The organism is Paraburkholderia sp. BL9I2N2 (assembly GCF_004339745.1).
Classification (GTDB): domain Bacteria; phylum Pseudomonadota; class Gammaproteobacteria; order Burkholderiales; family Burkholderiaceae; genus Paraburkholderia.
Genome location: NZ_SMGP01000006.1, coordinates 85,139 through 104,683, shown reverse-complemented (window position 1 = coordinate 104,683; position 19,545 = coordinate 85,139). Strand labels below are relative to the sequence as shown.

At 61.4% G+C, this 19,545-nt stretch carries 18 protein-coding genes and 1 pseudogene; 6 read left to right on the top strand and 13 right to left on the bottom strand.

Annotation, left to right across the window (positions count from 1 at the left end):
• The first annotated feature begins 38 nt into the window (after positions 1 to 38).
• The gene (locus B0G74_RS44100) at positions 39 to 1,418 is read left to right on the top strand and encodes an MFS transporter (RefSeq protein WP_132384145.1); all 1,380 of its coding nucleotides are present in this window, start codon (positions 39 to 41) and stop codon (positions 1,416 to 1,418) included.
• Between the two features lie 28 nt (positions 1,419 to 1,446).
• Complete coding sequence (locus tag B0G74_RS44095) at positions 1,447 to 3,021, top strand: methyl-accepting chemotaxis protein (protein ID WP_207915814.1); 1,575 nt, start codon at positions 1,447 to 1,449, stop codon at positions 3,019 to 3,021.
• An 87-nt stretch (positions 3,022 to 3,108) separates the two neighbouring features.
• On the opposite strand, the gene B0G74_RS44090 is transcribed toward B0G74_RS44095, so the two are convergent.
• From B0G74_RS44090 to B0G74_RS44065, 6 genes are all read right to left on the bottom strand, one after another.
• Positions 3,109 to 4,521 carry a cytosine permease gene (locus B0G74_RS44090; protein ID WP_132384430.1) on the bottom strand — a complete coding sequence of 471 codons (1,413 nt, stop codon included), beginning with the start codon at positions 4,519 to 4,521 and terminating at the stop codon, positions 3,109 to 3,111.
• 107 nt (positions 4,522 to 4,628) lie between these two features.
• The gene (locus B0G74_RS44085) at positions 4,629 to 6,098 is read right to left on the bottom strand and encodes an aldehyde dehydrogenase (protein WP_132384143.1); all 1,470 of its coding nucleotides are present in this window, start codon (positions 6,096 to 6,098) and stop codon (positions 4,629 to 4,631) included.
• A gap of 12 nt (positions 6,099 to 6,110) precedes the next feature.
• Positions 6,111 to 7,148: an LLM class flavin-dependent oxidoreductase gene (locus B0G74_RS44080; protein ID WP_132384141.1), complete on the bottom strand. Its 1,038-nt coding sequence runs from the start codon at positions 7,146 to 7,148 to the stop codon at positions 6,111 to 6,113.
• 11 nt (positions 7,149 to 7,159) lie between these two features.
• Positions 7,160 to 8,083, bottom strand: coding sequence for a flavin reductase (locus B0G74_RS44075; RefSeq protein ID WP_132384139.1), 924 nt, complete (start codon positions 8,081 to 8,083; stop codon positions 7,160 to 7,162).
• A 1-nt stretch (position 8,084) separates the two neighbouring features.
• Positions 8,085 to 8,975: an alpha/beta hydrolase gene (locus B0G74_RS44070; RefSeq protein WP_243658602.1), complete on the bottom strand. Its 891-nt coding sequence runs from the start codon at positions 8,973 to 8,975 to the stop codon at positions 8,085 to 8,087.
• Positions 8,872 to 9,474, bottom strand: coding sequence for an amino acid synthesis family protein (locus tag B0G74_RS44065; protein WP_132384137.1), 603 nt, complete (start codon positions 9,472 to 9,474; stop codon positions 8,872 to 8,874). Before B0G74_RS44065 ends, B0G74_RS44070 begins: the two co-directional genes overlap by 104 nt.
• A 192-nt stretch (positions 9,475 to 9,666) precedes the next feature.
• Here B0G74_RS44065 and B0G74_RS44060 point away from each other — a divergent pair, with 192 nt between their 5' ends.
• Together B0G74_RS44060 and B0G74_RS44055 are read left to right on the top strand one after the other, a co-directional pair.
• Positions 9,667 to 9,957, top strand: coding sequence for a DUF1330 domain-containing protein (locus B0G74_RS44060; RefSeq protein ID WP_132384135.1), 291 nt, complete (start codon positions 9,667 to 9,669; stop codon positions 9,955 to 9,957).
• Positions 9,958 to 10,160: 203 nt separating this feature from the next.
• A complete protein-coding gene (locus B0G74_RS44055; protein WP_027194714.1) occupies positions 10,161 to 10,550 on the top strand; it encodes a carboxymuconolactone decarboxylase family protein in 390 nt (129 codons plus the stop codon).
• A gap of 127 nt (positions 10,551 to 10,677) precedes the next feature.
• On the opposite strand, the pseudogene B0G74_RS47290 reads toward B0G74_RS44055, so the two are convergent.
• The 6 genes and pseudogenes from B0G74_RS47290 to B0G74_RS44025 all read right to left on the bottom strand — a co-directional run.
• Positions 10,678 to 10,963 (bottom strand): annotated as a pseudogene (locus B0G74_RS47290) (integrase); the annotation flags it as partial.
• 371 nt (positions 10,964 to 11,334) lie between these two features.
• Positions 11,335 to 13,002 (bottom strand): electron transfer flavoprotein-ubiquinone oxidoreductase, encoded by a 1,668-nt coding sequence (locus B0G74_RS44045; RefSeq protein WP_132384133.1) that lies wholly within the window; start codon positions 13,000 to 13,002, stop codon positions 11,335 to 11,337.
• An 11-nt stretch (positions 13,003 to 13,013) separates the two neighbouring features.
• Positions 13,014 to 13,688 (bottom strand): HutD family protein, encoded by a 675-nt coding sequence (locus tag B0G74_RS44040; protein ID WP_132384131.1) that lies wholly within the window; start codon positions 13,686 to 13,688, stop codon positions 13,014 to 13,016.
• Positions 13,688 to 14,620 (bottom strand): electron transfer flavoprotein subunit alpha/FixB family protein, encoded by a 933-nt coding sequence (locus tag B0G74_RS47610; protein WP_132384129.1) that lies wholly within the window; start codon positions 14,618 to 14,620, stop codon positions 13,688 to 13,690. The genes B0G74_RS44040 and B0G74_RS47610 overlap by 1 nt, the downstream gene beginning before the upstream one ends.
• Positions 14,617 to 15,390, bottom strand: a complete 774-nt coding sequence (locus B0G74_RS44030; protein ID WP_132384428.1) for an electron transfer flavoprotein subunit beta/FixA family protein — start codon at positions 15,388 to 15,390, stop codon at positions 14,617 to 14,619. The genes B0G74_RS47610 and B0G74_RS44030 overlap by 4 nt, the downstream gene beginning before the upstream one ends.
• Before the next feature lie 22 nt (positions 15,391 to 15,412).
• A complete protein-coding gene (locus tag B0G74_RS44025) occupies positions 15,413 to 16,600 on the bottom strand; it encodes an FAD-binding oxidoreductase (protein WP_132384127.1) in 1,188 nt (395 codons plus the stop codon).
• A gap of 209 nt (positions 16,601 to 16,809) precedes the next feature.
• Between B0G74_RS44025 and B0G74_RS44020 the strand changes: the two genes are divergently transcribed.
• Both B0G74_RS44020 and hutG read left to right on the top strand, forming a co-directional pair.
• Positions 16,810 to 17,775 carry a LysR family transcriptional regulator gene (locus B0G74_RS44020; protein ID WP_132384125.1) on the top strand — a complete coding sequence of 322 codons (966 nt, stop codon included), beginning with the start codon at positions 16,810 to 16,812 and terminating at the stop codon, positions 17,773 to 17,775.
• A gap of 23 nt (positions 17,776 to 17,798) precedes the next feature.
• Complete coding sequence (hutG, locus tag B0G74_RS44015) at positions 17,799 to 18,593, top strand: N-formylglutamate deformylase (protein WP_132384123.1); 795 nt, start codon at positions 17,799 to 17,801, stop codon at positions 18,591 to 18,593.
• Between the two features lie 232 nt (positions 18,594 to 18,825).
• On the opposite strand, the gene B0G74_RS44010 is transcribed toward hutG, so the two are convergent.
• Positions 18,826 to 19,428, bottom strand: coding sequence for an XRE family transcriptional regulator (locus B0G74_RS44010; RefSeq protein ID WP_132384121.1), 603 nt, complete (start codon positions 19,426 to 19,428; stop codon positions 18,826 to 18,828).
• Positions 19,429 to 19,545: the final 117 nt, after the last annotated feature.

Sequence of the window (19,545 nt, the reverse complement as noted above, 5' to 3'; positions counted from 1 at the left end):
GCTGAAAAAAGCGTGGTGCAAAAGAGGGGCGCTCAAACATGAATACCTGGTCATCCAGAAACAATGAAGCGGGCGCGGCCCGTTTGCACGACACGGCGCTGGATCACACCGAACCCGGCGCGGTGAGCATACCGTTGCCGGTAACGATACGCGTCGTCGCGATCTGTCTGGCGATGATCCTCGCCGAAGGTTACGACGTCGCAATTTACGGCGCCGTGCTGCCCATGCTGACGCATGGCACGAACTGGTCGCTCTCGCCATTCCAGTTGGGCGCGATTGCGAGTTGCTCATTAGCGGGCATGATGATCGGCGCGATGTGTGCTGGCACGGTGAGCGACCTGATCGGCCGGCGCTGGGTATTACTCGGCAGCGTGGCGCTGTTCTCGGCCATGATGGCTGCGGCGGCGCTGGCGCCCACGCCCACGGTCTTCGTCGTCGCGCGTGTCGTGGGCGGGTTGGGGCTGGGCGGCGTCGTGCCGACCGCCGCGGCGCTCACCGTCGAATACTCTCCAGCGCATCGCCGCTCGTTTAACTATGCGTTGATCTACACCGGCTATTCGCTCGGCGGCATTCTCGTCGCGCTGCTCGCGATCGCCTGGTTGCCGACGCATGGCTGGCGATGGCTGTTTGGCCTGGGCGCGCTGCCTCTGCTGCTGGTGCTCGTGGCGGGGCCGTCGTTGCCGGAGTCGATCGATTTCCTCATTGCACGAAAACGTTTTGACGAAGCGCGGTCGCTGGCGCGTGCGCTGCGGATCCGGCACGAGTGGCTTGAAAACGAGCGCGGCGGCGACGCAGTACGTATCGCTGAAAAAAGCTCCCCCGCGCCGGTGCGTTCGTTGTTCGATCGCTCGTTCATTCATGCGACGCTGGCGTTCTGGCTCGCGATGTTTATGGGCCTGCTTCTCCTGTACGGCCTGAGCACGTGGCTGCCGCAACTCATGCGCAAGGCGGGCTATCCGCTCGGGTCGAGCCTCGCATTGCTCATGACGCTCAATCTTGCCGCCGCGCTGGGCTCGCTTTCCGGCGGTGTGTTGGCTGATCGTGTCGGTTCGAAGGGTGTCGTAAGCGTCTTGTATCTGCTGGCGGCTGCGAGCCTTTGCGCGTTGCCGTTTGCCCATGGCGTGGTGCTCACATATGTGCTGGTCAGCATCGCGGGGGTTGGCACGATCGGCAACACCATGCTGCTTGGCGCTTATATCACGCAGTACTACCCGCCCCACAGTCGGGCGACGGGAATCGGCTGGGCGCTCGGCATAGGACGCTTCGGCGCGATCGCGGGACCATTGATCGGCGGCGTTCTCGCGCAATGGGACGTCGTGCTCGCGTGGAACTTCTTTGTGTTCGCCGCCGCGGGTTTGCTGGCGGCAATCGCCGTGCTGATGGTGCCGGGCAATCGCGCAAGGCCGATACGAGACTGAACCACAACCACAACTTGCCAGTTTCAACATGAAAACCATTAAAAGCGCCTCCATCGCCAGCAAGATATCCATCGCGTTTTCAGGCGCGATTTTCGTTTTTATTGTCAGCGCGTGTATTTGTCTTTACAGCGTTCGGGCCATCGATCAGAAGCAGAAAGAGATCGACGCATCGGAACAGATGTTGCGTCTTTTGAAAGACGGGACGGGAGACTATCTAAACATCATCTGGGCGGTTCTCGCGAACAACCTCAACGGGAAGGCGTCACACAGGCAATGGATCGTCGATCACCGGCGAGACTTCGGCGAAAAGTTGACGAAGCTCCGCGCAATGGACTCAACGCCCGAAGGCGAGACACTGGCCAATGAAGGGCAGCGGGAATACGACGCATGGTTTAAAACGGTCGTCGACCCGCTTGTGGAGATGCGCAAGAAGGTGGACGCTTTTTCGGTGAACGTGAGCGACCTCTCCGCGTTGACCGAGAGTTTCGGCTCGTATCTGGGAACCGAAAGACTGATTGCAGCGGTCGGAAAGCTGGAAAGCTATGAGCGGCAGAGAGTGTCGGCGAATCGTGCGCAGCTCGATTCGCTGCGCACCTCGATTTACGCTAGCGTGCTCTGCTCGTCGTTGATTGCCGTGCTCGCGTCGATTGTCGCAGGACGATGGCTATCGAGCACGATTTCCCGGCCGTTGAAACAGGCCGTAACAGTGGCGACGTGTGTCGCCGAAGGCGATCTGACGAATCGCATCGAAGCGACGTCGACGGACGAAACCGGACAATTGATGCTGGCCATGAAGGTGATGAACCAGAGTCTCGCGGGCATCGTGGGCGGAGTTCGCTCCAGCGCCGATCGCATTGCGTCTGCGTCCAGCGAGATTGCCGCTGGCAATCTCGACCTGTCGTCGCGCACCGAGGAGCAGGCGAGTTCGCTGGAGGAGACGGCGGCGAGCATGACGCAACTGACTGAAACCGTGCGCCAGAATGCGGACAACGCACGTCAGGCCAGTACACTGGCGACGCGTGCATCCAGCATGGCGGACGCCGGCAATGCAGCGGTGCACGGCATGGTCGAGACGATAGAACGCATCAGCGGCAGCTCGGACCAGATCTCGGAAATCACCGGCCTGATCGAAGGCATCGCTTTCCAGACGAACATCCTGGCCTTGAATGCGGCGGTCGAAGCCGCGCGCGCAGGTGATCAGGGACGCGGGTTTGCCGTCGTGGCGAACGAGGTGCGCGCGCTCGCCCAGCGCTCGGCAACAGCGGCGCGGGAAATCAAGGAGCTGATCGGGTCATCCGTGGAGACGATCCAGAGCGGAGCGAGGCAGGCGCACAACGCAGGCGGCACGATGACCGAAGTGAAGCTCGCGATCAGGCAGGTGGCCGACATCGTAAGCGAGATCGCGGCTGCATCCGACGAACAAAGCAGGGGCATCGAGCAGGTGAACCAGGCTGTGAACCTGATGGACAAGGTCACGCAGCAGAATGCGGCGCTCGTCGAGCAGGCTGCCGCAGCGGCCCAGTCGCTGGAAGACCACGCGATGGATCTGAAAAATGCCGTTGCGGTATTCAATCTCGCGGATCATGCTGTGCGACACGCGTAGACCGTAGCGCCAACGCAAAACCGGCTCGTTGCAAGCAACGAGCCGGCTGAAGATCGCAATTCAATAAACGCGATTCAACGGGCGCGGTTACTCGGAAGCCGTGGCGCCTGCTGGAGCGCGGCACGGGGAACGTGAACCGTTGTTCGGCGCAAGCAGGTAGTAGGCAAGCGCCGTCGCAACAAGGCCGACCATCCAGGAGACGTCCGCACCGCCGAGCAGCGTTGCCCAAGGGCCGTGAAAGAAGCTTTCTTCCATGAACGGCACCTGAACCGCAATGCCGAAGACGTACAGTGCGATCGCCGTCACATTGAACGAGCCGTACATGCCGCCGTCGCTACTGATGATTTCAGCGACGTGGTAGTGCCGTTTGTTGATGAGATAGAAGTCGACGAGGTTGATCGCAATCCACGGCGCGAGCACGATGCGCATCGCGAAGATCGCATTCAGGAAGATCGCGATGAAGTTGCTTGACGCCCACAACGCGGTGACGGTGGACCCGATCAGCAGGATCGTCGACACGACGACACGAACGTTGCGGCCAGGTACCCAGTCGGGACGGAACGTCTGCGCGGCGGTGATGAAGGACAGCACCGCGCCATACAGATTCATGCCGTTATGGCCGATGATGTTGACGAGGAAGAGGAAGATCAGCACATAGCCGAACATGCCCGTCTGCGTGCGGATGGCCTGCATTGCGTCGGTGGTATGGCCGGTACTCACGGCGACCACGCCGAACAGGAATGCGAAGATCGTACCCAACGACGTGCCGAAGTAGGTGAACGCGAAGGTCTTGACGAACCCGGTGGAGCTCGGCAGGTAGCGCGAATAGTCGGACGTATACGGTGCGAAGCTGATTTGCCACACCGCGCAGAGTCCGAACATCGCGAACCAGCCGGAGAGATCGAAATGGCCCTGCTGGAAGACGTGGGCGTCGAGGCCCGGCGCCATCAGGATCATGCCGATCAGCAGCGCGCTGCCCATGAACCAGGCTCCCACCTTGTTGAAGCGATGAATGAAGTGATAGCCGATCACGCCGACCAGCGTCGCGAGAATCGCGCCCGTCACCGTCGCAACCGGCACGGGAACCGGCGGGATAACTGCGTGCAACGTCTTGCCCGCGAGAATGATGTTCGAGACGAAGAACCCGAGATAGATCAGCGAGGTGAAACCCACCACGAGCAACGACCCATACCGGCCAAATTGCGCACGGCTCTGAATCATCTGCGGCACGCCGACGAGCGGACCCTGCGCGGAGGTGAGGGCGTGGAAAATCGCGCCGAAGAATTGCCCGGCGACGATGGCAAGAATGGCGCTTACCAGATCCAGGTGGAAAATCAGCACTGAGGTAGCGCCGGAAATCACGGCCAGCGGGGCGACATTCGTGCAGAACCACAGGGTGAAGAGGTCGACCGGTTTGCCGTGCCGGTTTTCCGGGGCAACATACTCGATCGAGTTGCTTTCGATGGTCAGAACGCTGTCATCGTTCTCCGGGTTTGTCATCATGTCTCCATTTTTATACCAGACTGCGCCGCACCACGAACGCAATGCGTATGGCGACAGCGCAGTCTTTACGGCTTTGAATCAATACGGCAGGGGAGCGCGCCCGTCTAGCGCATCACGAACGGGTCGCTGATCGGGTCGTCCGAGGTGCGAAGCCACACGGACTTCGTCGTCGTGTATTCGAGCGCAGCGGCGAATCCGCCTTCACGGCCATGCCCCGACAGTCCGAAGCCGCCGAACGGCACGAGCGGCGACACCGCCCGATACGTGTTGATCCAGACGATGCCCGATCGAACGCGCTCTGAAACGCGATGGGCACGCGTGAGATTGGTAGTAAAGATGCCGGCTGCAAGACCGTAGGCTGTGCTGTTAGCCTTTTCGATTGCTTCCTGTTCGGTGGCGAACGTATCGACCGAAAGCACCGGCCCGAAGAGTTCCGTCGTAATACTGTCCGCGTTCGCGACACCGGTACAGTCCAGAATCGTGGGCGCGTAGTAGTAGCCGGCGCGCTCGATAGCGTTGCCCCCTGTCAACACTTTGGCGCCCTGGCGCACGGAGCTTGCAACGACCGACTCGATATTACGCAATTGCCGCTCGGTGCAAAGCGGCCCGTATTCCGTTGCCATGTCATTGGGCAAGCCGACGAGAATGCGCGAAACGCGTTCGACCAGCAACGCAAGAAATTCGTCCTTGACAGATGCTTCGATCAACAGACGCGAGCCCGCGACGCAGCTCTGACCGCTGGCAGCGAAAATGGCCGCGACCTGTGCATTTACGGCGCTTTGAATGTCGGTGTCAGCGAACACGATGAACGGCGATTTGCCGCCCAGCTCCAGCGAAACCCTGGCGAGGTTATTCGCCGTGTTCGCGACAATATGCTTCGCCGTTTCCGGGCCGCCCGTGAAGGCCACCTTGTCCACCTTCGGATGGCTGCTGAGCACGGCGCCGCATTGCGCGCCAAAGCCGGTGACCACGTTGACCACACCGGGCGGGAAGCCGGCTTCGTGGACCACGCGGGCGAATTCGAGCAACGGACCAGGCGCTTCCTCGGAGGCCTTGAGCACCACTGTGCAGCCGGCGGCCAGGGCCGGTCCGACCTTCACCGCTGAGAGGAACAGCTGGCTATTCCACGGAACGATCGCGGCCACCACGCCAACGGGTTGTCGGTCGAGCCAGACCTGCATGTCCGGCTTGTCGACCGGCACGTGGCTGCCTTCGATCTTGTCGGCGATACCGGCGTAGTAACGGTAGTACTCCGCCACGTAGGCAATCTGGCTGGAGGTCTCGCGGATGATCTTGCCGGTATCGGTGGTTTCAATTTCAGCAAGTCGCGGCGCAGCCTTTTCGAGGAGGTCGGCGAGCCTGTACAGCAGCTTCCCTCTGGCCGACGCCGTGATGCCGGCCCACGCGGGATCGGTCAGCGCGCGGCTGGCGGCGTCCACGGCCCGGTTGACCTCGCCGGTCCTTGCCTCGGGCATCTGTGCCCACACTTCGCCGGTGGCCGGGTTCACGCTTCCGAACGTTGCGGCGCCCGGCTCGAACTGGCCGTCGATATAAAGCTGGAAATGAAAACTCATGGAATCACGCCCTCACTGAAAGGCCGGCATCACGTCGTTGATCATCCGTTCGAGCGACGCCTTCTTGCGCTCGAAGCTCATGCCGGTGTCGATCCAGAAGGAATACTCGTCGAAGCCGAGCGCTTCGTACGCCTTGAGACGCCCGATCACTTCTTCCGGCGTGCCGATCACGTTGTTCTTGCGCATGGCGTCCGGCGTATAGAACGGATGAGCAGCGATCTCTTCCTTGCTCAAGGTCTTGATCATGCCGCGGCTGACGGGACGCTCGTTCTTGAACCACGCGCCGAAGTAGTTGTAGAACACGTTAACTTCCTCGGCCGCGAGCTGCGCGTCGGCTTCGCTGTCCGCAACGTAGGTGTGGCGTAGCAACATGATCTGCGGGCGCGGCATGTCGCTGAATTTTTCGCAGGCCGTGTTGAAGTGGCCCACGAGCTTTTCGACTTCTTCGTCGCCGAAATGCAGCGGTGTGACTTGCACGTTGCAACCGTTTGCTACGGCGAACTCGTGGCTGTTCGGATCGCGCGCGGCCACCCACATTGGCGGATGCGGGCGCTGCAGCGGCAACGGCGAGGACGTGGTGGAAGGGAACCTCCAGAACTCGCCTTCATGCGCGTAATCGCCTTCCCACAGTTTCTTCACAGCCGGAATCAGTTCGCGCATTCTCTGGCCGGCACCCCATGCATCAAGGCCCGGCAGCAGACGTTCGTATTCGAACGAATACGCGCCGCGTGCGATGCCCAGTTCCAGACGGCCGTTGGTGATGATGTCGGTCATCGCCGCTTCGCCAGCAAGCTTGATCGGATGCCAGAATGGCGCGATGACCGTGCCGGTGCCCAGCCTGACGTTCTGGGTCTTGTTGGCCAGATCCACGAGGTTGAGGAACGGATTGGGCGCGGTCGTGAAGTCCATACCATGGTGCTCGCCGGTCCAGACGGCGTGCATGCCGCCCCGGTCCGCGATCTGACAAAGCTCGACCATCTCGTCATAAAGCTGTTTCTGACTGGTCTGGTCGGAGACGCGCTCCATGTGCACGAAAAGTGAAAAACGCATGGGGTAACCTTTCAGGAAAGAAGCGGGCGGACGGTGCCCTGGCTATGGTCGCCGTAGTACATGCCGTAGCTCTTCAACTGGCTTTCCTTGCGGTAGCGTTCGAGCATGCTGGCGACGGCGGCGTCCTGGAACTGATTCGAGCCGATCTCGTCGAGGCTCACGAATTCGCCCGCAACAGCGGCCTCATCCGGCGCGCTGCAGAGAAACGAGATGTACTGGTAGTGGGTGTCGGTGTTGTTGTACGCCGAATAGATGAAGCTTGCCGATGCGTCCGGCTGGTACTTCGCGAAGATCTCGGCGAGTGCCTTGTCGGCGCCTTCCTTGCCGATTTCTTTCGAAGGCAGACGCCATCTGTTGTCCGCGTCCCGCGTGAGCAGCACCTTGTCGTCGCGCGCGATGATCGCGCTCACGATGACTTTCGGGCCGGCGATCACTTCGGCCGATACCTTGGCGGGCGTGAAATAGCCGCCCCGGTAATAGCCGAGGCCCGCGTAGCCAGCAGAGTGGAATGCCTCGACCTTGCCGACGATGAGCGCGTGGTCTCCCGCATCGATCACCGTGTGCGTTGTGCAGTCGAACCACGCACTGACGTCGCCGATGAGCGGGTTGTTGTTCGCGCTCAGATGCCAGTTCACGTCGGCGAAGCGATCGTCGCTGGGCCGCGCGAAGGTATTGGAGAGATCTTTCTGGCCTTCCGCGAGAATGTTGATGGCGAAGTGTTCCGTCGTGGAAAACGTCTGGTAGTTGCTCGACGTCTTTGCGATGCTCACGAGCAGCAAGGCCGGGTCCAACGAAACTGACGAGAACGAGTTTGCGGTAAAGCCGAGCGGCTTGCCGTCGTCTCCTGCCGTCGTCACAATTGTGACGCCTGTCATGAAGGCGCCGAAAGCATCGCGCAGTTCACGAGGATTGATTCTGGCGGTCTCTTGGGTCATGTCACACTTCCGATTTCAACGTTTCGGCGAGATGCTCGGTCTGCAGCCAGGCGCGCAGGGCGCGATTGACTTCCTCGGGGGCGGTCAGGTTCACCATATGGCGCTCGTTGCGGATCACGACGGCACGGCCGTTGTGGGCGGCGCTGGCCATCTGTTCTGCCATCTCCGGCGTCGAATTCGCATCATCCGAACCGGTGAGCACGAGAGCAGGGCAGGTAATCGTGTGCCAGCAGTCCGCATAGACTTCGTCGCCGCTCGCGAAGGCCGTGTAGGCCGTCGCGTAGCCTGCGAGATCGACTGATTTCAGCCATGACGCCACTTTCTGCGCCGCAATGCGTTGGACTTCTGCGGCATTGAACCAGCGTTTGAGTGGCGTTTCGATGTCAATGGTTCCGGATCGCAGCAGCGCCGCGCGTTGCAGCACGGCGCTGCGGGCGGCTTCCGTGCGGCGATACACGCCGTTCAGGATGGCGACGCGCCTGACCAGATCGGGCCGCGTTACCGCGACGCCCGCAGCGATCAACGAGCCCATGGAATGACCCGCCAGATTCACAAGACCAACGTCCAGCGCCTCAATGAAATCGATCGCCCACTCCACGAACTGCTGCAAGCCAGCGTTCGCAGGCAGCGCGGTACTGGTGCCGTGGCCGGGCATATCGACCGAAATCACCCTGAATTCAGCCGACAGCGCTTCGATCTGCGGATACCAGGCCGCCGCCTGCATACCGACGCCGTGAATCAGGACCAGTGGCTCCCCGGTGCCCTGCTCGAGATAGTGCGCGACGCGATTATTTGACAGATGCAGGGTTGTTGAGGTCATGTCCGAGTTCTGCCAGATCTTTATAACGATCGCCGATGCGGTGATGCGGACGGCCGCCAGTTGCGCCGCCAATGGCGATAACGAGTTCGTCCGCGGCCGGCGCGTCAGCAATGGCGAACTGGAGCGTCAGGTAGTGCGAACGGCGGCCTTCGTCGTTCTTGTCCATCATCGGGATCAGCAGCGGGGCATTTGCCGGGCCGCGCGTGTTGTTGAACGCCAGATACGACTTCGCGCCAACGGCCGAGCGATAGATGTTGCCGAAGTGCAGCGTATGGATCAGCGCCGACGCATGCTCCATCTCACCGTCGAGACCGACTATCGCGCTCTTGCCGAACGCTTCGACCGCTTCGCCCGAACCCGCTTCGTCGAGGATGAGCTTCGTGAGGTGCTCGCTGAGCTGCGGCGCGATGGCGCGGATGTCCGGCGACAGGTCTTCCACGTAGCCCCGGCCCGCCCACGGGTTCTTGATGACGGCCGCCGCGCCGATCAGCTTCAGCGGCTTCGATGCGGCTTTGTCGCCGTCCACGAAGACCGTCTCGACATGGAGAATGGATTTGCGAATCAGGCTCATAGCGCGGTTCCTAGGTTCGATTGTTGATGGGAAACATTGTGGTATGCCATAGTACGGCGTACCATGCGTGTTAACCCTATTGAACCGCGTAAGGTCGCCGAGCAGCGTGTTAAAGGGTTGCCGTAGGATGGAAAAGGTGGACATATCGGCGGTTATTGGCCAATCAAATTTTTTGAAGCTGGAGGAGGAAAGATGACTGCTTATTGGATCGCTCATGTCACCGTGCTCGACCCGGTGAAATACAAGGATTACACCGACATTGCGCCGTTGGCATTCAGGAAATTCGGGGCGGTTTTTCTGGCGCGTGGCGGCGCGTCAAAAGTGCTCGAAGGGGAGTCCTTCGAGCGTCATGTGGTTATCCAGTTCAGCGACATGCAAACGGCGCTGGATTGCTACAACTCATCCGAGTACCAGTCGGCGAAGCTCAAACGCGACGGACATTGCACCGCGCAGGTGTCGATTGTCGAAGGATTGGAAGCGTGATGGTCCTGCGGCTCCTGTCACGATCCGGGGAGTCAAGTGCGGCCCTGTGTTTAACGATCGGATCAGAGACGGCTGTTCGTTGACCGTAAAGGTTCGGGCCGATCTCCTGGCAGGCGGTTCATCAGGAAGCCGATAAGGCAATCGATGTGTTGTTGGACGATGGAAAATCAAATACGCCTGTGCGTACACAGAGGAGTTCAATCATGAAAGATGACGACGCGTTGTTCGAGAAGGGACTGCCGATTCGCCGCGAAGTGCTCGGCGCGGAATATGTCGATGCCGCGATGGAAAAGGCTGACGCGTTCATGATGTCATTCCAGCGGGCAACCACGGCGTGGGCCTGGGGGTGGGCATGGGGTGATGACACACTCGACCGCAGGACGCGCAGCCTTCTTAACCTCGCGATGCTTACTGCGACGGGTCACACCAACGAACTCAAGCTGCACATTAAAGGCGCACTGAACAACGGCGTGAGCGTTGACGAAATCAAAGCGGCGCTCCTGCACGCGACGGCTTATTCTGGTATCCCGAACGGCCTCAGCGCGTTCAAGGCGGCGCACGAAGTGCTGGTGGCTGAAGGGGCGCTCAAGTAAGCATCGATAGCCGCAACAAACCAGCATGAGCGTGCTTGCGCAGGACGCTAACTCGCTCGTAGTGTTGACCGGGGTGGCGTCGCAGTGAGAGGCGGTCGCCTTGCGGGCCTGGGTGTCGGATGAGCTCCCGCACCTTCACGCCCGCAAACGGGTTGGCGACCACATAGTGCAACTCGGTCACCCAGCGCAACAGCGCGCCGAGAATCGATAGCGCGTGCGCGACCGCCCCTGCGGACTGACTGCCGTTGAACGGCTGCCAGTCAGGTGACGTGCGCGTACGCACGCAAGGGACCCACCCATCGTCCGCGCGGCGAGGGAGAGCGCAGGAACGCGCGCGAGGCGATGGCGTCGTGGTCGTCAGCAAGGAGCGTGCGCTCACGCTCTACGATCGCCCAAAGGATCAGTCGGTCGGCGTGTCCGCCAGACACAACAATTGTCGCCGTGCAGGCAGCGGAATGCACGCGCGCGCCATGCCGGACAATTCAATGGCGCTAAGGTAGAAGTTTTTCGGCGAAGTGCAGACGGCGCAACAGGCCCGCACTGGGACGAAGTAAGGGCCGGCATGCGAAGATCCTCTTCCGTTAAGAGGGGCGAGCAAAGTTGCGACGCAATATGAGCTTGCAAAAACGCAAGACGACAGCAATAAAGATAGCCGCTTACTCTGATTTCTCTCCAATGACATTGGAAAGGGCCCGGTGCCATGATTGGTGGCAAATGCTTGTTGATCGTCAGTATTTGCGAGAAAGCGGCTTCAAAGTTGAAGCCGCTTTCTAATTTGACATGGTCACATGTTCGAATAATTAGGGCCGCCGCCACCTTCCGGTACGACCCACACGATGTTCTGTGTCGGGTCCTTGATGTCGCAGGTTTTGCAATGCACACAGTTCTGCGCGTTGATCTGCAAGCGGTCTTCGTTTTGCTCGTCCGTCACGAACTCGTAGACACCCGCGGGGCAGAAGCGTGACTCCGGCCCCGCGTAGGTCTGCCAGTTCACGTTCACCGGCACCGACGGATCTTTCAGCGTCAGGTGCACCGGCTGGTTTTCTTCGTGGTTTGTGTTCGAGATGAACACCGAGGACAACCGGTCGAACGTGAGCTTGCCATCCGGTTTCGGATACGTGATCGGCTTGCACTGCGACGCCGGCCTGAGCATTTCGTGATCCGAATGCTGGTGATGCAGCGTCCACGGCACGTTGCCGCCCAGCAGCTTCTGCTCGATGCCGACCATCAGCGTGCCAAGGACCAGGCCCTTGCTCATCCACTGCTTGAAGTTGCGCGCGCGATGCAGTTCGGTGTACAGCCACGACGTCTTGAAGCTCTCCGGATAGGCGGTGAGTTCATCGCTGGTGCGTCCGGCCTGCACGGCTTCAAACGCAGCATCGGCCGCCAGCATGCCGGTCTTGATCGCCGCATGCGAGCCTTTGATCCGCGAGGCGTTCAGGAAGCCCGCATCGTCACCCACCAGCGCGCCGCCCGGGAACACCAGCTTCGGCAACGAGAGCAGGCCGCCCGCGGTGATCGCCCGTGCGCCATACGACACCCGCTTGCCGCCTTCCAGCACAGCGCGGATCGCCGGATGCGTCTTGTAGCGCTGGAATTCCTCGAACGGCGACAGGTACGGATTCGTGTAGCCGAGGCCCACCACGAAACCCACCACCACCTGGTTGTTGTCCATGTGATAGAGGAACGAGCCGCCGTACGTGTCGTTCTCAAGCGGCCAGCCAGCCGTGTGCATCACCAGACCCGGCTTGTGCTTGCCGGGATCGATTTCCCACAGTTCCTTGATGCCGATACCGTAGACCTGCGGATCGACGCCTTCGCGCAGCTTGAACTTGTCGTTCAGCTGGCGACCCAGATGCCCGCGTGCACCTTCGCAGAAGAGCGTGTACTTCGCGTGCAGCTCCATGCCGAGCTGGAAATTTTCGGTGGGCTCGCCGTCCTTGCCGATGCCGAGATTGCCGGTGGCGACGCCTTTAACCGAGCCGTCGTCGTTATAGAGGATTTCCGCAGCCGGAAAGCCCGGGAAAATCTCGACGCCCAGCGCCTCGGCCTGCTGACCCAGCCAGCGCGTGACGTTCGCGAGGCTGATCACGTAATTGCCGTGGTTCTTGAAGTTGTCCGGCAGCGCCCAGGTCGGCACGCTTTTCGAATCGGTTTCGGTCAGGAACAGGAATCTGTCTTCGGTCACGTCCACTGTCAGCGGCGCGCCTTTTTCCTTCCAGTCGGGGATCAGTTCGTTGATCGCGCACGGGTCCATCACCGCGCCCGACAGGATATGCGCCCCGATCTCCGAGCCTTTTTCCAGTACGCACACGCCAAGCTCGACGCCTTTCTCCGCCGCCAACTGCTTCAGGCGGATCGCCGCGGATAGTCCAGCCGGGCCGCCGCCGACGATCACGACGTCGTATTCCATCGACTCGCGTGGACCGTACTGCTCAATGAGGTTGTGCATGGTCGAATGCCTTATTGCGCGGGCGTCCGGGCGGCCGGTTCGATCGCAATCGACACCAGCTTCGCGCCGGGGCCGACATGATGCAGATCCAGCTCCTCGTCGCGGCCTTCTATCCAGATGCCGCGCATCGGCGAGAGCGTGACATTCTTCAGCAACGTACTCGACAGACTCCACTGTCCGCGGAGGCAGATCAACAGCTGCACGCGTGCTGGCGTGATCCGCAGCGCGTTCGTGGCGACGCTGACTTTCGCGCGGCAGGCTTCGCGCCGAGCGATCACATTGAGTACCTGAACGGGCTTCGTCGGCAAGCTGACCCACACGTGCAGGTCGCCGGAGAACTGCACGGGCTGACCGGTTCGCGCGAGCAGTTGGCCATCCCGAGAATGCAGATCGACTGTGCCGTCGTCGATCAGCAGCAGCGTGCGTTCGAAGCCAGGGAATTGCGAAAACCGCGCGGCGCCCGCGAGGTCCGCGAGACTCACGCGCCAGTCGGCTACGCCCGCCGGATTCGCACCACCAGCGAGGGTGCGGGTCGTACCGCCGCCGTTGACCCATGGTTCGGGCGAGACCGACGTGCAGTCGAGAAAGCGGACCGACGGCAGATTCTCGTCGGCACGATGCGTTTTCAGATGGCCCAGCGCTTCGCCGCTATCGCGCGAGATGGGGTTCGGAAGGTCGAGTTCCATCACGCTGCCCTTGCGCCGGCGTGGGCTTCGAGTTCACTTAATACATCGAACAGATCGCCGACGATGCCGTAATCCGCCACCGAAAAAATCGGCGCATCAGGATCCTTGTTCACGGCGACGATCACCTTCGAGTCCTTCATGCCGGCCAGATGCTGGATCGCGCCGGAAATGCCGAATGCGAAGTACACATCGGGTGCGACGGTTTTGCCGGTCTGTCCCACTTGCGTGGCGTTCGGCGCATAACCCGCATCCACGGCGGCTCGCGATGCGCCGAGTGCGGCACCTATGCAATCGGCGAACTCGCCGAGACGGACCATGTTGTCTTTCGACGCCAGTCCGCGGCCGCCGGAGACTACGACGCGTGCCGTGCTCAGATCGCGTCCCGATTGCCCGGATGCCTGGCGCTCCAGCAGTTTCGTTTTTTCAAACGCCGTGGCGGGCTCGATCTCGACGATCGTTGCCGCGCCGCCCGATGCCTCTGCCGCAACGAAAGACGACGCACGTATCGTCGCAAACGTCGTGCGCGCCGTTACCGACACCTTCGCGATGACGCTGCCCGCATACAGCACACGCGTGAAGCGGCCTTGAGCGTCGATATCGGTCACGTCCGCGAGAAACGCGCCGCCGGTCAGCGCGGCGGCGCGTGGCAACGCACTGCGGCCCAGATTGCGGTGACTCGCCACGATCAGCGTGTAGTCGTCGGAGATGGTCTGAAGCTGCCCACCGAGCGTTTCGGGCAACTGGGGGTCTGCCGCATCGCCCGTGATGGCGAGCACGCGTTCCACGCCGGTGATGCTGGCCGCAGCGTCGGCGCCTGCTGCCGGTACCAGGACGTCGACCGGCAAACCACGTTGCAAGGCCGCTGTGACGGCGCGCCGCGTCGATTCCGCGAGCGCGTCGTGTTCCGATTCCCCTACCACAAGACTTCTCATGCGGGCGCTCCCAGATTGTCGAATGGATGATTCGCCGCGAGCGCATCCAGTAGCGCGGCGGTATTCGCGACCTTGATGCCGGCTTCGCGCACTGGCGGGTCGCGCAGTTCGACGATCGCCGTGCGCGGCGTCAGGTCGACGCCAAGAGACGCGCCGTCGATCGTGACAAGCGGCTTCTGTTTGGCCTTGACGATGCTCGGCAGCGTGACGCGGCGCGGTTCGGCGAGGCGCAAATCCGCACTGACGACGCTCGGGCCGTCCAGTTGCCAGGTCGACGTGCCGCCGTCGTCGCCGCACGTCACATGCCAGCGAGCGTCATGCACGGACAATGCGCTTGCGTTCAGCGCCTGCGGCCAGCCACGTAATGCTGCCAGCATGGCGGCAACGCCGCCGATGTCGTTGTCGATCGCCTGTTTGCCGCACAGCACGAGGCCGAAGCCGCCCGTCGCCATGTATGCATTCAGCAGGCGGGCGACCGCCAGCGAGTCTAGCGTGGCACTTGCGGCGCCGGTATCGATCAGCACGGCGTCGTCGGCACCCATGGCGAGGGCGGTGCGCAACACGTCCTGACTCGTGGACTGGCCGCATGTCACGACTGTCACCTGCGCGGCTACGCCTGCTTCCCTGAGTTGCAGTGCTTTTTCGACGGCGCATTCGTCGAAGGGATTGAGCGACATCTTCAAACCGGTCGCGTCGATCGCGCCGCTTGCGCTGACCCGCACACGCACGTTCGCATCGACGACACGTTTGACGGGAACGAGAATTCGAATGGTCATGAGGATAGGCTCCAGATCAGGACACAGCGCCGGCGCCGTATCTGCCGACGAGCAGCGCGCCGCTCGCGAAACGGCCCAATGCGTAGGGGGCGAGCGACACATCGGTTTTCAGGCCGAGCGCATGCTGCGCGAGAATTTTGCCGACGCCCGGCGACAGCTTGAAACCGTGGCCCGAAAAGCCGAATCCCACAACCAGTCCTTCGATATCGCCAACGGAGCCGAGCACCGGATTCCAGTCCGGTGTGACGTCGTACACGCCGGTCCACGACGACGCCAATCCGGCGGTCTCATATGCGGGAAAGCGTTCGGCAACCTGCGCGCCGACTTCGCCGACGTAATCGAGCGAGATGTCGCCTTGCTCGGTCTCCGGAGCATTCAACGTCTCGCCGACCACGCCTTCGGACACGAGCATCTGACTGCCGCCATAGCTGCGGTAATACAGCATGCCGGCCGAGCCGAGATCCTTGAACGCGGGCATCCTGAACGAATATGCGGCTGCGTCGCATTCCAGCGCGAGCACGGTATGACGTTCAGGCTTCACAGGCAAATCCACGTCCAGCCAGCCGGCGATCTCCGGTGTCCAGATGTTCTGCGTGCTGATCAGCGTGCCGCAACTGAACGAGCCCGCCGTCGTCTCCACGCCGACTACCTTGCGTCCCTCGCGCAAAACGCCGGTGACGCTCACGCCCTCGATGATCCTGACGCCTTGCCGGCGCGCCGCGCGTGCGAAGCCGGTTGCAACCAGATACGCGTCCGCGAAACCCGCTTCCGGCTCGTAGCCGATCAATGCGGCGTCGTCGAATTGTGCGATCGGCAGGCGTTCGCGCGCCTCGGCCCTGTCGAGCAGTTGGACCTCGATGCCCATGTCCTGTTGTGCGCTCAACGACGCCCGCAATGGCTCGATCTTGTCGCCGTCCGGTGCGCAGATCAAGTAGCCGCATTTGACGAGACCGCACGACGCTTCGTCGTCGCCGACATATTCGGCGAAATTGTTGAACGCCCACCACGACGAGCGGGCCAGTTCGACGTTCTGCTTCACCGAATAATGGGTGCGCAACAGACCGGACGACTGCGACGTCGTGCCCGCGCCAATGGTGCTGCGCTCGAGTACCAGGACGCTTTTCGCGCCGAGCGCGGCCAGATGATGGGCTACCGAGGCTCCGATTACACCGGCTCCGATCACAACAAAATCGTAATGGCTCATGTGAACCTCTGCGTTGAAGATGGAGCCGATTTTAGGCAGCCGAAACCCCGCAGAACTTTTGTATTAGGCAAACTTATGATGCGAACCGTGGATTGCTCATGGTCGGCGAATGCCGGAAGAAAAAATACATCATGCGGACTCTTCCGTGGCACGAGCACAAGAGGGCAAGAAGGCGAAAAGTTCCAGAGGCGATAACCAGCGGAGTTTTCATGCGACGAACTCAACCTCCCATCGACCTGCGCGCGCTGCAGGCTTTTGTCGCCGTCTGCGAGGCCGGGTCCATGACGGGCGCGGCGAAGCAACTGGGCGTGAGCCAGAGCGCGATCAGCCAGGCCATTGGTGCGCTGGAGCGCGATCAGGGCGTCGATCTGTTCGACCGCGAAAGCCGGCCGCCGCGGCCGAATACTGCCGGCCGCGCGCTGCTCGAACTGGCCGGTCCATTAATCGAGCATGCGCAGATGGTCAGCTCGCGCGTCGGCGACGCCTCGCATGCAGGCAAGCTGCCGGTGCGGCTCGGCTGTGTGGATTCGTTCGCGGCCACAGTCGGGCCCGAACTGATCCGCGCGGTGTCCGGCTCGGCGCGGCAGATTTCGCTCTGGTCCGGCTTGACGCCGGGTCTCAGCAAACAGTTGCACGACCGAGAACTCGACATCGCGATCTGCACGCAGACGCCTTTGAACGACCCGCGGATCGTCGAAGTGCCGTTATTCTCGGAAGCATTCGTGGCCGTCGTGGCGCGGTCTCATCTCGCGCAGCGAAAAAACGTGGACTGGCGCACACTTGCGCTCGAGTTGCCGCTGATCCGCTATACGGCGCGATCCGTGATCGGGCAGCAGGTCGAGCGGTTTGCGCGGCACCTCGGCATAGAGAGCGCGCGACGCTATGAATTCGACGCAACCGATCCGCTGCTGAGCCTCGTGGCCGCGCGGCTCGGATTCGCCATTTCGACGCCGCTGTGTTTGTGGCAGGCGCGTCATTATCTCGACGATATCGCCGTGCTGCCGCTGCCCGATAGCCGTCTCGGCCGTCGTGACTTTTTTCTGCTGCATCGTCAGGGCGAATGGGACGACTTCGCGTCGGAGATCGTCACGCTCACGCGTGGCGTGCTCGATCACAGCATCCGGCCGGCGCTGACCCGCGTATTGCCGCATCTGCCCGACGACGCGCTGCGCTGAGCCTGCATTTAGAGGAGTGAACGATGACTGAGCTTTACAACCTGCATCGTGGCGATGCGCCATTGCTGATTTCGATCCCGCATCTCGGCATGGAGATTCCGTCGTCGTTGAAGCATGGGTATTCGGAGGTGGCACTGAGTGTGACGGACACCGACTGGTATCTCGACCGTCTCTACGACTTTGCGAAAGCGCTGGGCGCGACCTTGCTGGGTGCGCGACTCTCGCGCTATGTGATCGACCTGAACCGGCCGCCGAACGACGAGAGTCTGTACCCCGGGCAAACGACGACGGGCCTCTGTCCGACGGAGACGTTTCGGGGCGAAGCGGTTTACCGGCCCGGCCAGGAACCCGATCAGGCGGAGAAGCAACGCCGCGTGGCTGCCTATTGGCAGCCATACCACACGGCATTGCAAGCGGAGTTGGCGAGGCTGCGCGAGCGGCATCCGAATGTACTGTTATGGGAAGCACATTCGATCGCGAGCGTACTGCCGCGCCTTTTCGACGCGAAGTTGCCGGATCTCAATCTCGGGACGCAAGACGGCCGCACCGCAAACGCACTCGTGCAAAGCGCCGCCGAACGAGCCGCTGCGGGCAGCGCCTATACGTGGGTCGCGAACGGCCGCTTCAAGGGTGGTTACATCACGCGTCACTATGGCGAACCCGGGCGCGGTATCCACGCGGTTCAGCTTGAAATGTGTCAGTGCATCTACATGAATGAAGACGCGCCGTTCTCCTATCACGACGCACGCGCCGCGGCGCTTCAGCCGACGCTGCAACGCATGGTGGGCGGCGCGCTGAATGCGCTCGAGCACCTGTGACCACTTTGTATAAGTCATGCTGTTGATGTATCTGAACCCGAGGTACCGTTCCTGTGCAGAGAGGCACCGCGCAGGTCAGTAAACCGCACTGCTTTGATGCGGTGAGGATCCGCGGAAGTCACCCGTTTCATGCCGTCGGTTCGCCCAAAGTGTTTCCCATCATGAATCTTATGTTCCCATTGGTAATCATGGCACGGAGGTTGCGTAAGAAGTAGCGGCGAATGAAGACGCATCAGTCCCGGTCACCTTCGCCGTACACGAAGATGGACAGGAACTGGATCGGCATTTTGATCAGCCGCTCGGGACCGTGGGGCACGTCGGCCTGGAAGGTGAGGGTGTCGCCGGGATGCAGGATGTACGTTTGCTGGCCGTGCCGGTACTCGATGACACCCTTGAGCATGTGGATGAACTCGGTGCCCTGGTGTTCGAAGACGGGGAAGGTTTCCGATTCGTCGTCCATCGTGATCAGGAACGGCTCGAACAGTTTTTTGGGGCCCTGGTCGTAGGCAAGCAGGTGATAGGTGTGGCCTCGTTTGGTGCCTTTACGGACCACCTCCATGCCTTCGTCCTTCTTCACGAGCTGGGCGCCGCCTTCGGGAACGTCGAAGCGGCGGAACAGGGTGGACATCGACACACCGAGCGCATTGGCGATCCGGTTGAGCACGTCGAGCCCGGTGGAAGTCTGGGCGTTCTCGATCTTCGAGAGCATGCCGCGGCTGATCCCGGCTTGCTCCGACACCTGGGCGATGGTCAGTCCGTGGCGCTGGCGAAGTTCGCGGATCGTGGCACCCAGATAGCGTTCGAGCGAGTTTTTGCTGTCTTCGCCGTTTTGCATGGTTGAACCTCGTTGAAAGGCGTGAGGGTAGCAGATAAGAAAGGCCGCATTGCGCCCTGAATGTTTCTTGTTGGGAACTATTGTTACACAGTAATAAATTTGTATTGACGCTGCGAA

What these genes read in the sequence shown, in the direction of transcription:
- B0G74_RS44080 (WP_132384141.1), bottom strand. Translation starts at nt 7,148, where the DNA reads ATGCGTTTTTCACTTTTCGTGCACATGGAGCGCGTCTCCGACCAGACC.
- B0G74_RS44100 (WP_132384145.1), top strand. Translation starts at nt 39, where the DNA reads ATGAATACCTGGTCATCCAGAAACAATGAAGCGGGCGCGGCCCGTTTG.
- B0G74_RS44055 (WP_027194714.1), top strand. Translation starts at nt 10,161, where the DNA reads ATGAAAGATGACGACGCGTTGTTCGAGAAGGGACTGCCGATTCGCCGC.
- B0G74_RS44040 (WP_132384131.1), bottom strand. Translation starts at nt 13,688, where the DNA reads ATGGAACTCGACCTTCCGAACCCCATCTCGCGCGATAGCGGCGAAGCG.
- B0G74_RS44045 (WP_132384133.1), bottom strand. Translation starts at nt 13,002, where the DNA reads ATGCACAACCTCATTGAGCAGTACGGTCCACGCGAGTCGATGGAATAC.
- hutG (WP_132384123.1), top strand. Translation starts at nt 17,799, where the DNA reads ATGACTGAGCTTTACAACCTGCATCGTGGCGATGCGCCATTGCTGATT.
- B0G74_RS44025 (WP_132384127.1), bottom strand. Translation starts at nt 16,600, where the DNA reads ATGAGCCATTACGATTTTGTTGTGATCGGAGCCGGTGTAATCGGAGCC.
- B0G74_RS44075 (WP_132384139.1), bottom strand. Translation starts at nt 8,083, where the DNA reads ATGACCCAAGAGACCGCCAGAATCAATCCTCGTGAACTGCGCGATGCT.
- B0G74_RS44010 (WP_132384121.1), bottom strand. Translation starts at nt 19,428, where the DNA reads ATGCAAAACGGCGAAGACAGCAAAAACTCGCTCGAACGCTATCTGGGT.
- B0G74_RS44060 (WP_132384135.1), top strand. Translation starts at nt 9,667, where the DNA reads ATGACTGCTTATTGGATCGCTCATGTCACCGTGCTCGACCCGGTGAAA.
- B0G74_RS44020 (WP_132384125.1), top strand. Translation starts at nt 16,810, where the DNA reads ATGCGACGAACTCAACCTCCCATCGACCTGCGCGCGCTGCAGGCTTTT.
- B0G74_RS44090 (WP_132384430.1), bottom strand. Translation starts at nt 4,521, where the DNA reads ATGACAAACCCGGAGAACGATGACAGCGTTCTGACCATCGAAAGCAAC.
- B0G74_RS44085 (WP_132384143.1), bottom strand. Translation starts at nt 6,098, where the DNA reads ATGAGTTTTCATTTCCAGCTTTATATCGACGGCCAGTTCGAGCCGGGC.
- B0G74_RS44095 (WP_207915814.1), top strand. Translation starts at nt 1,447, where the DNA reads ATGAAAACCATTAAAAGCGCCTCCATCGCCAGCAAGATATCCATCGCG.
- B0G74_RS44065 (WP_132384137.1), bottom strand. Translation starts at nt 9,474, where the DNA reads ATGAGCCTGATTCGCAAATCCATTCTCCATGTCGAGACGGTCTTCGTG.
- B0G74_RS47610 (WP_132384129.1), bottom strand. Translation starts at nt 14,620, where the DNA reads ATGAGAAGTCTTGTGGTAGGGGAATCGGAACACGACGCGCTCGCGGAA.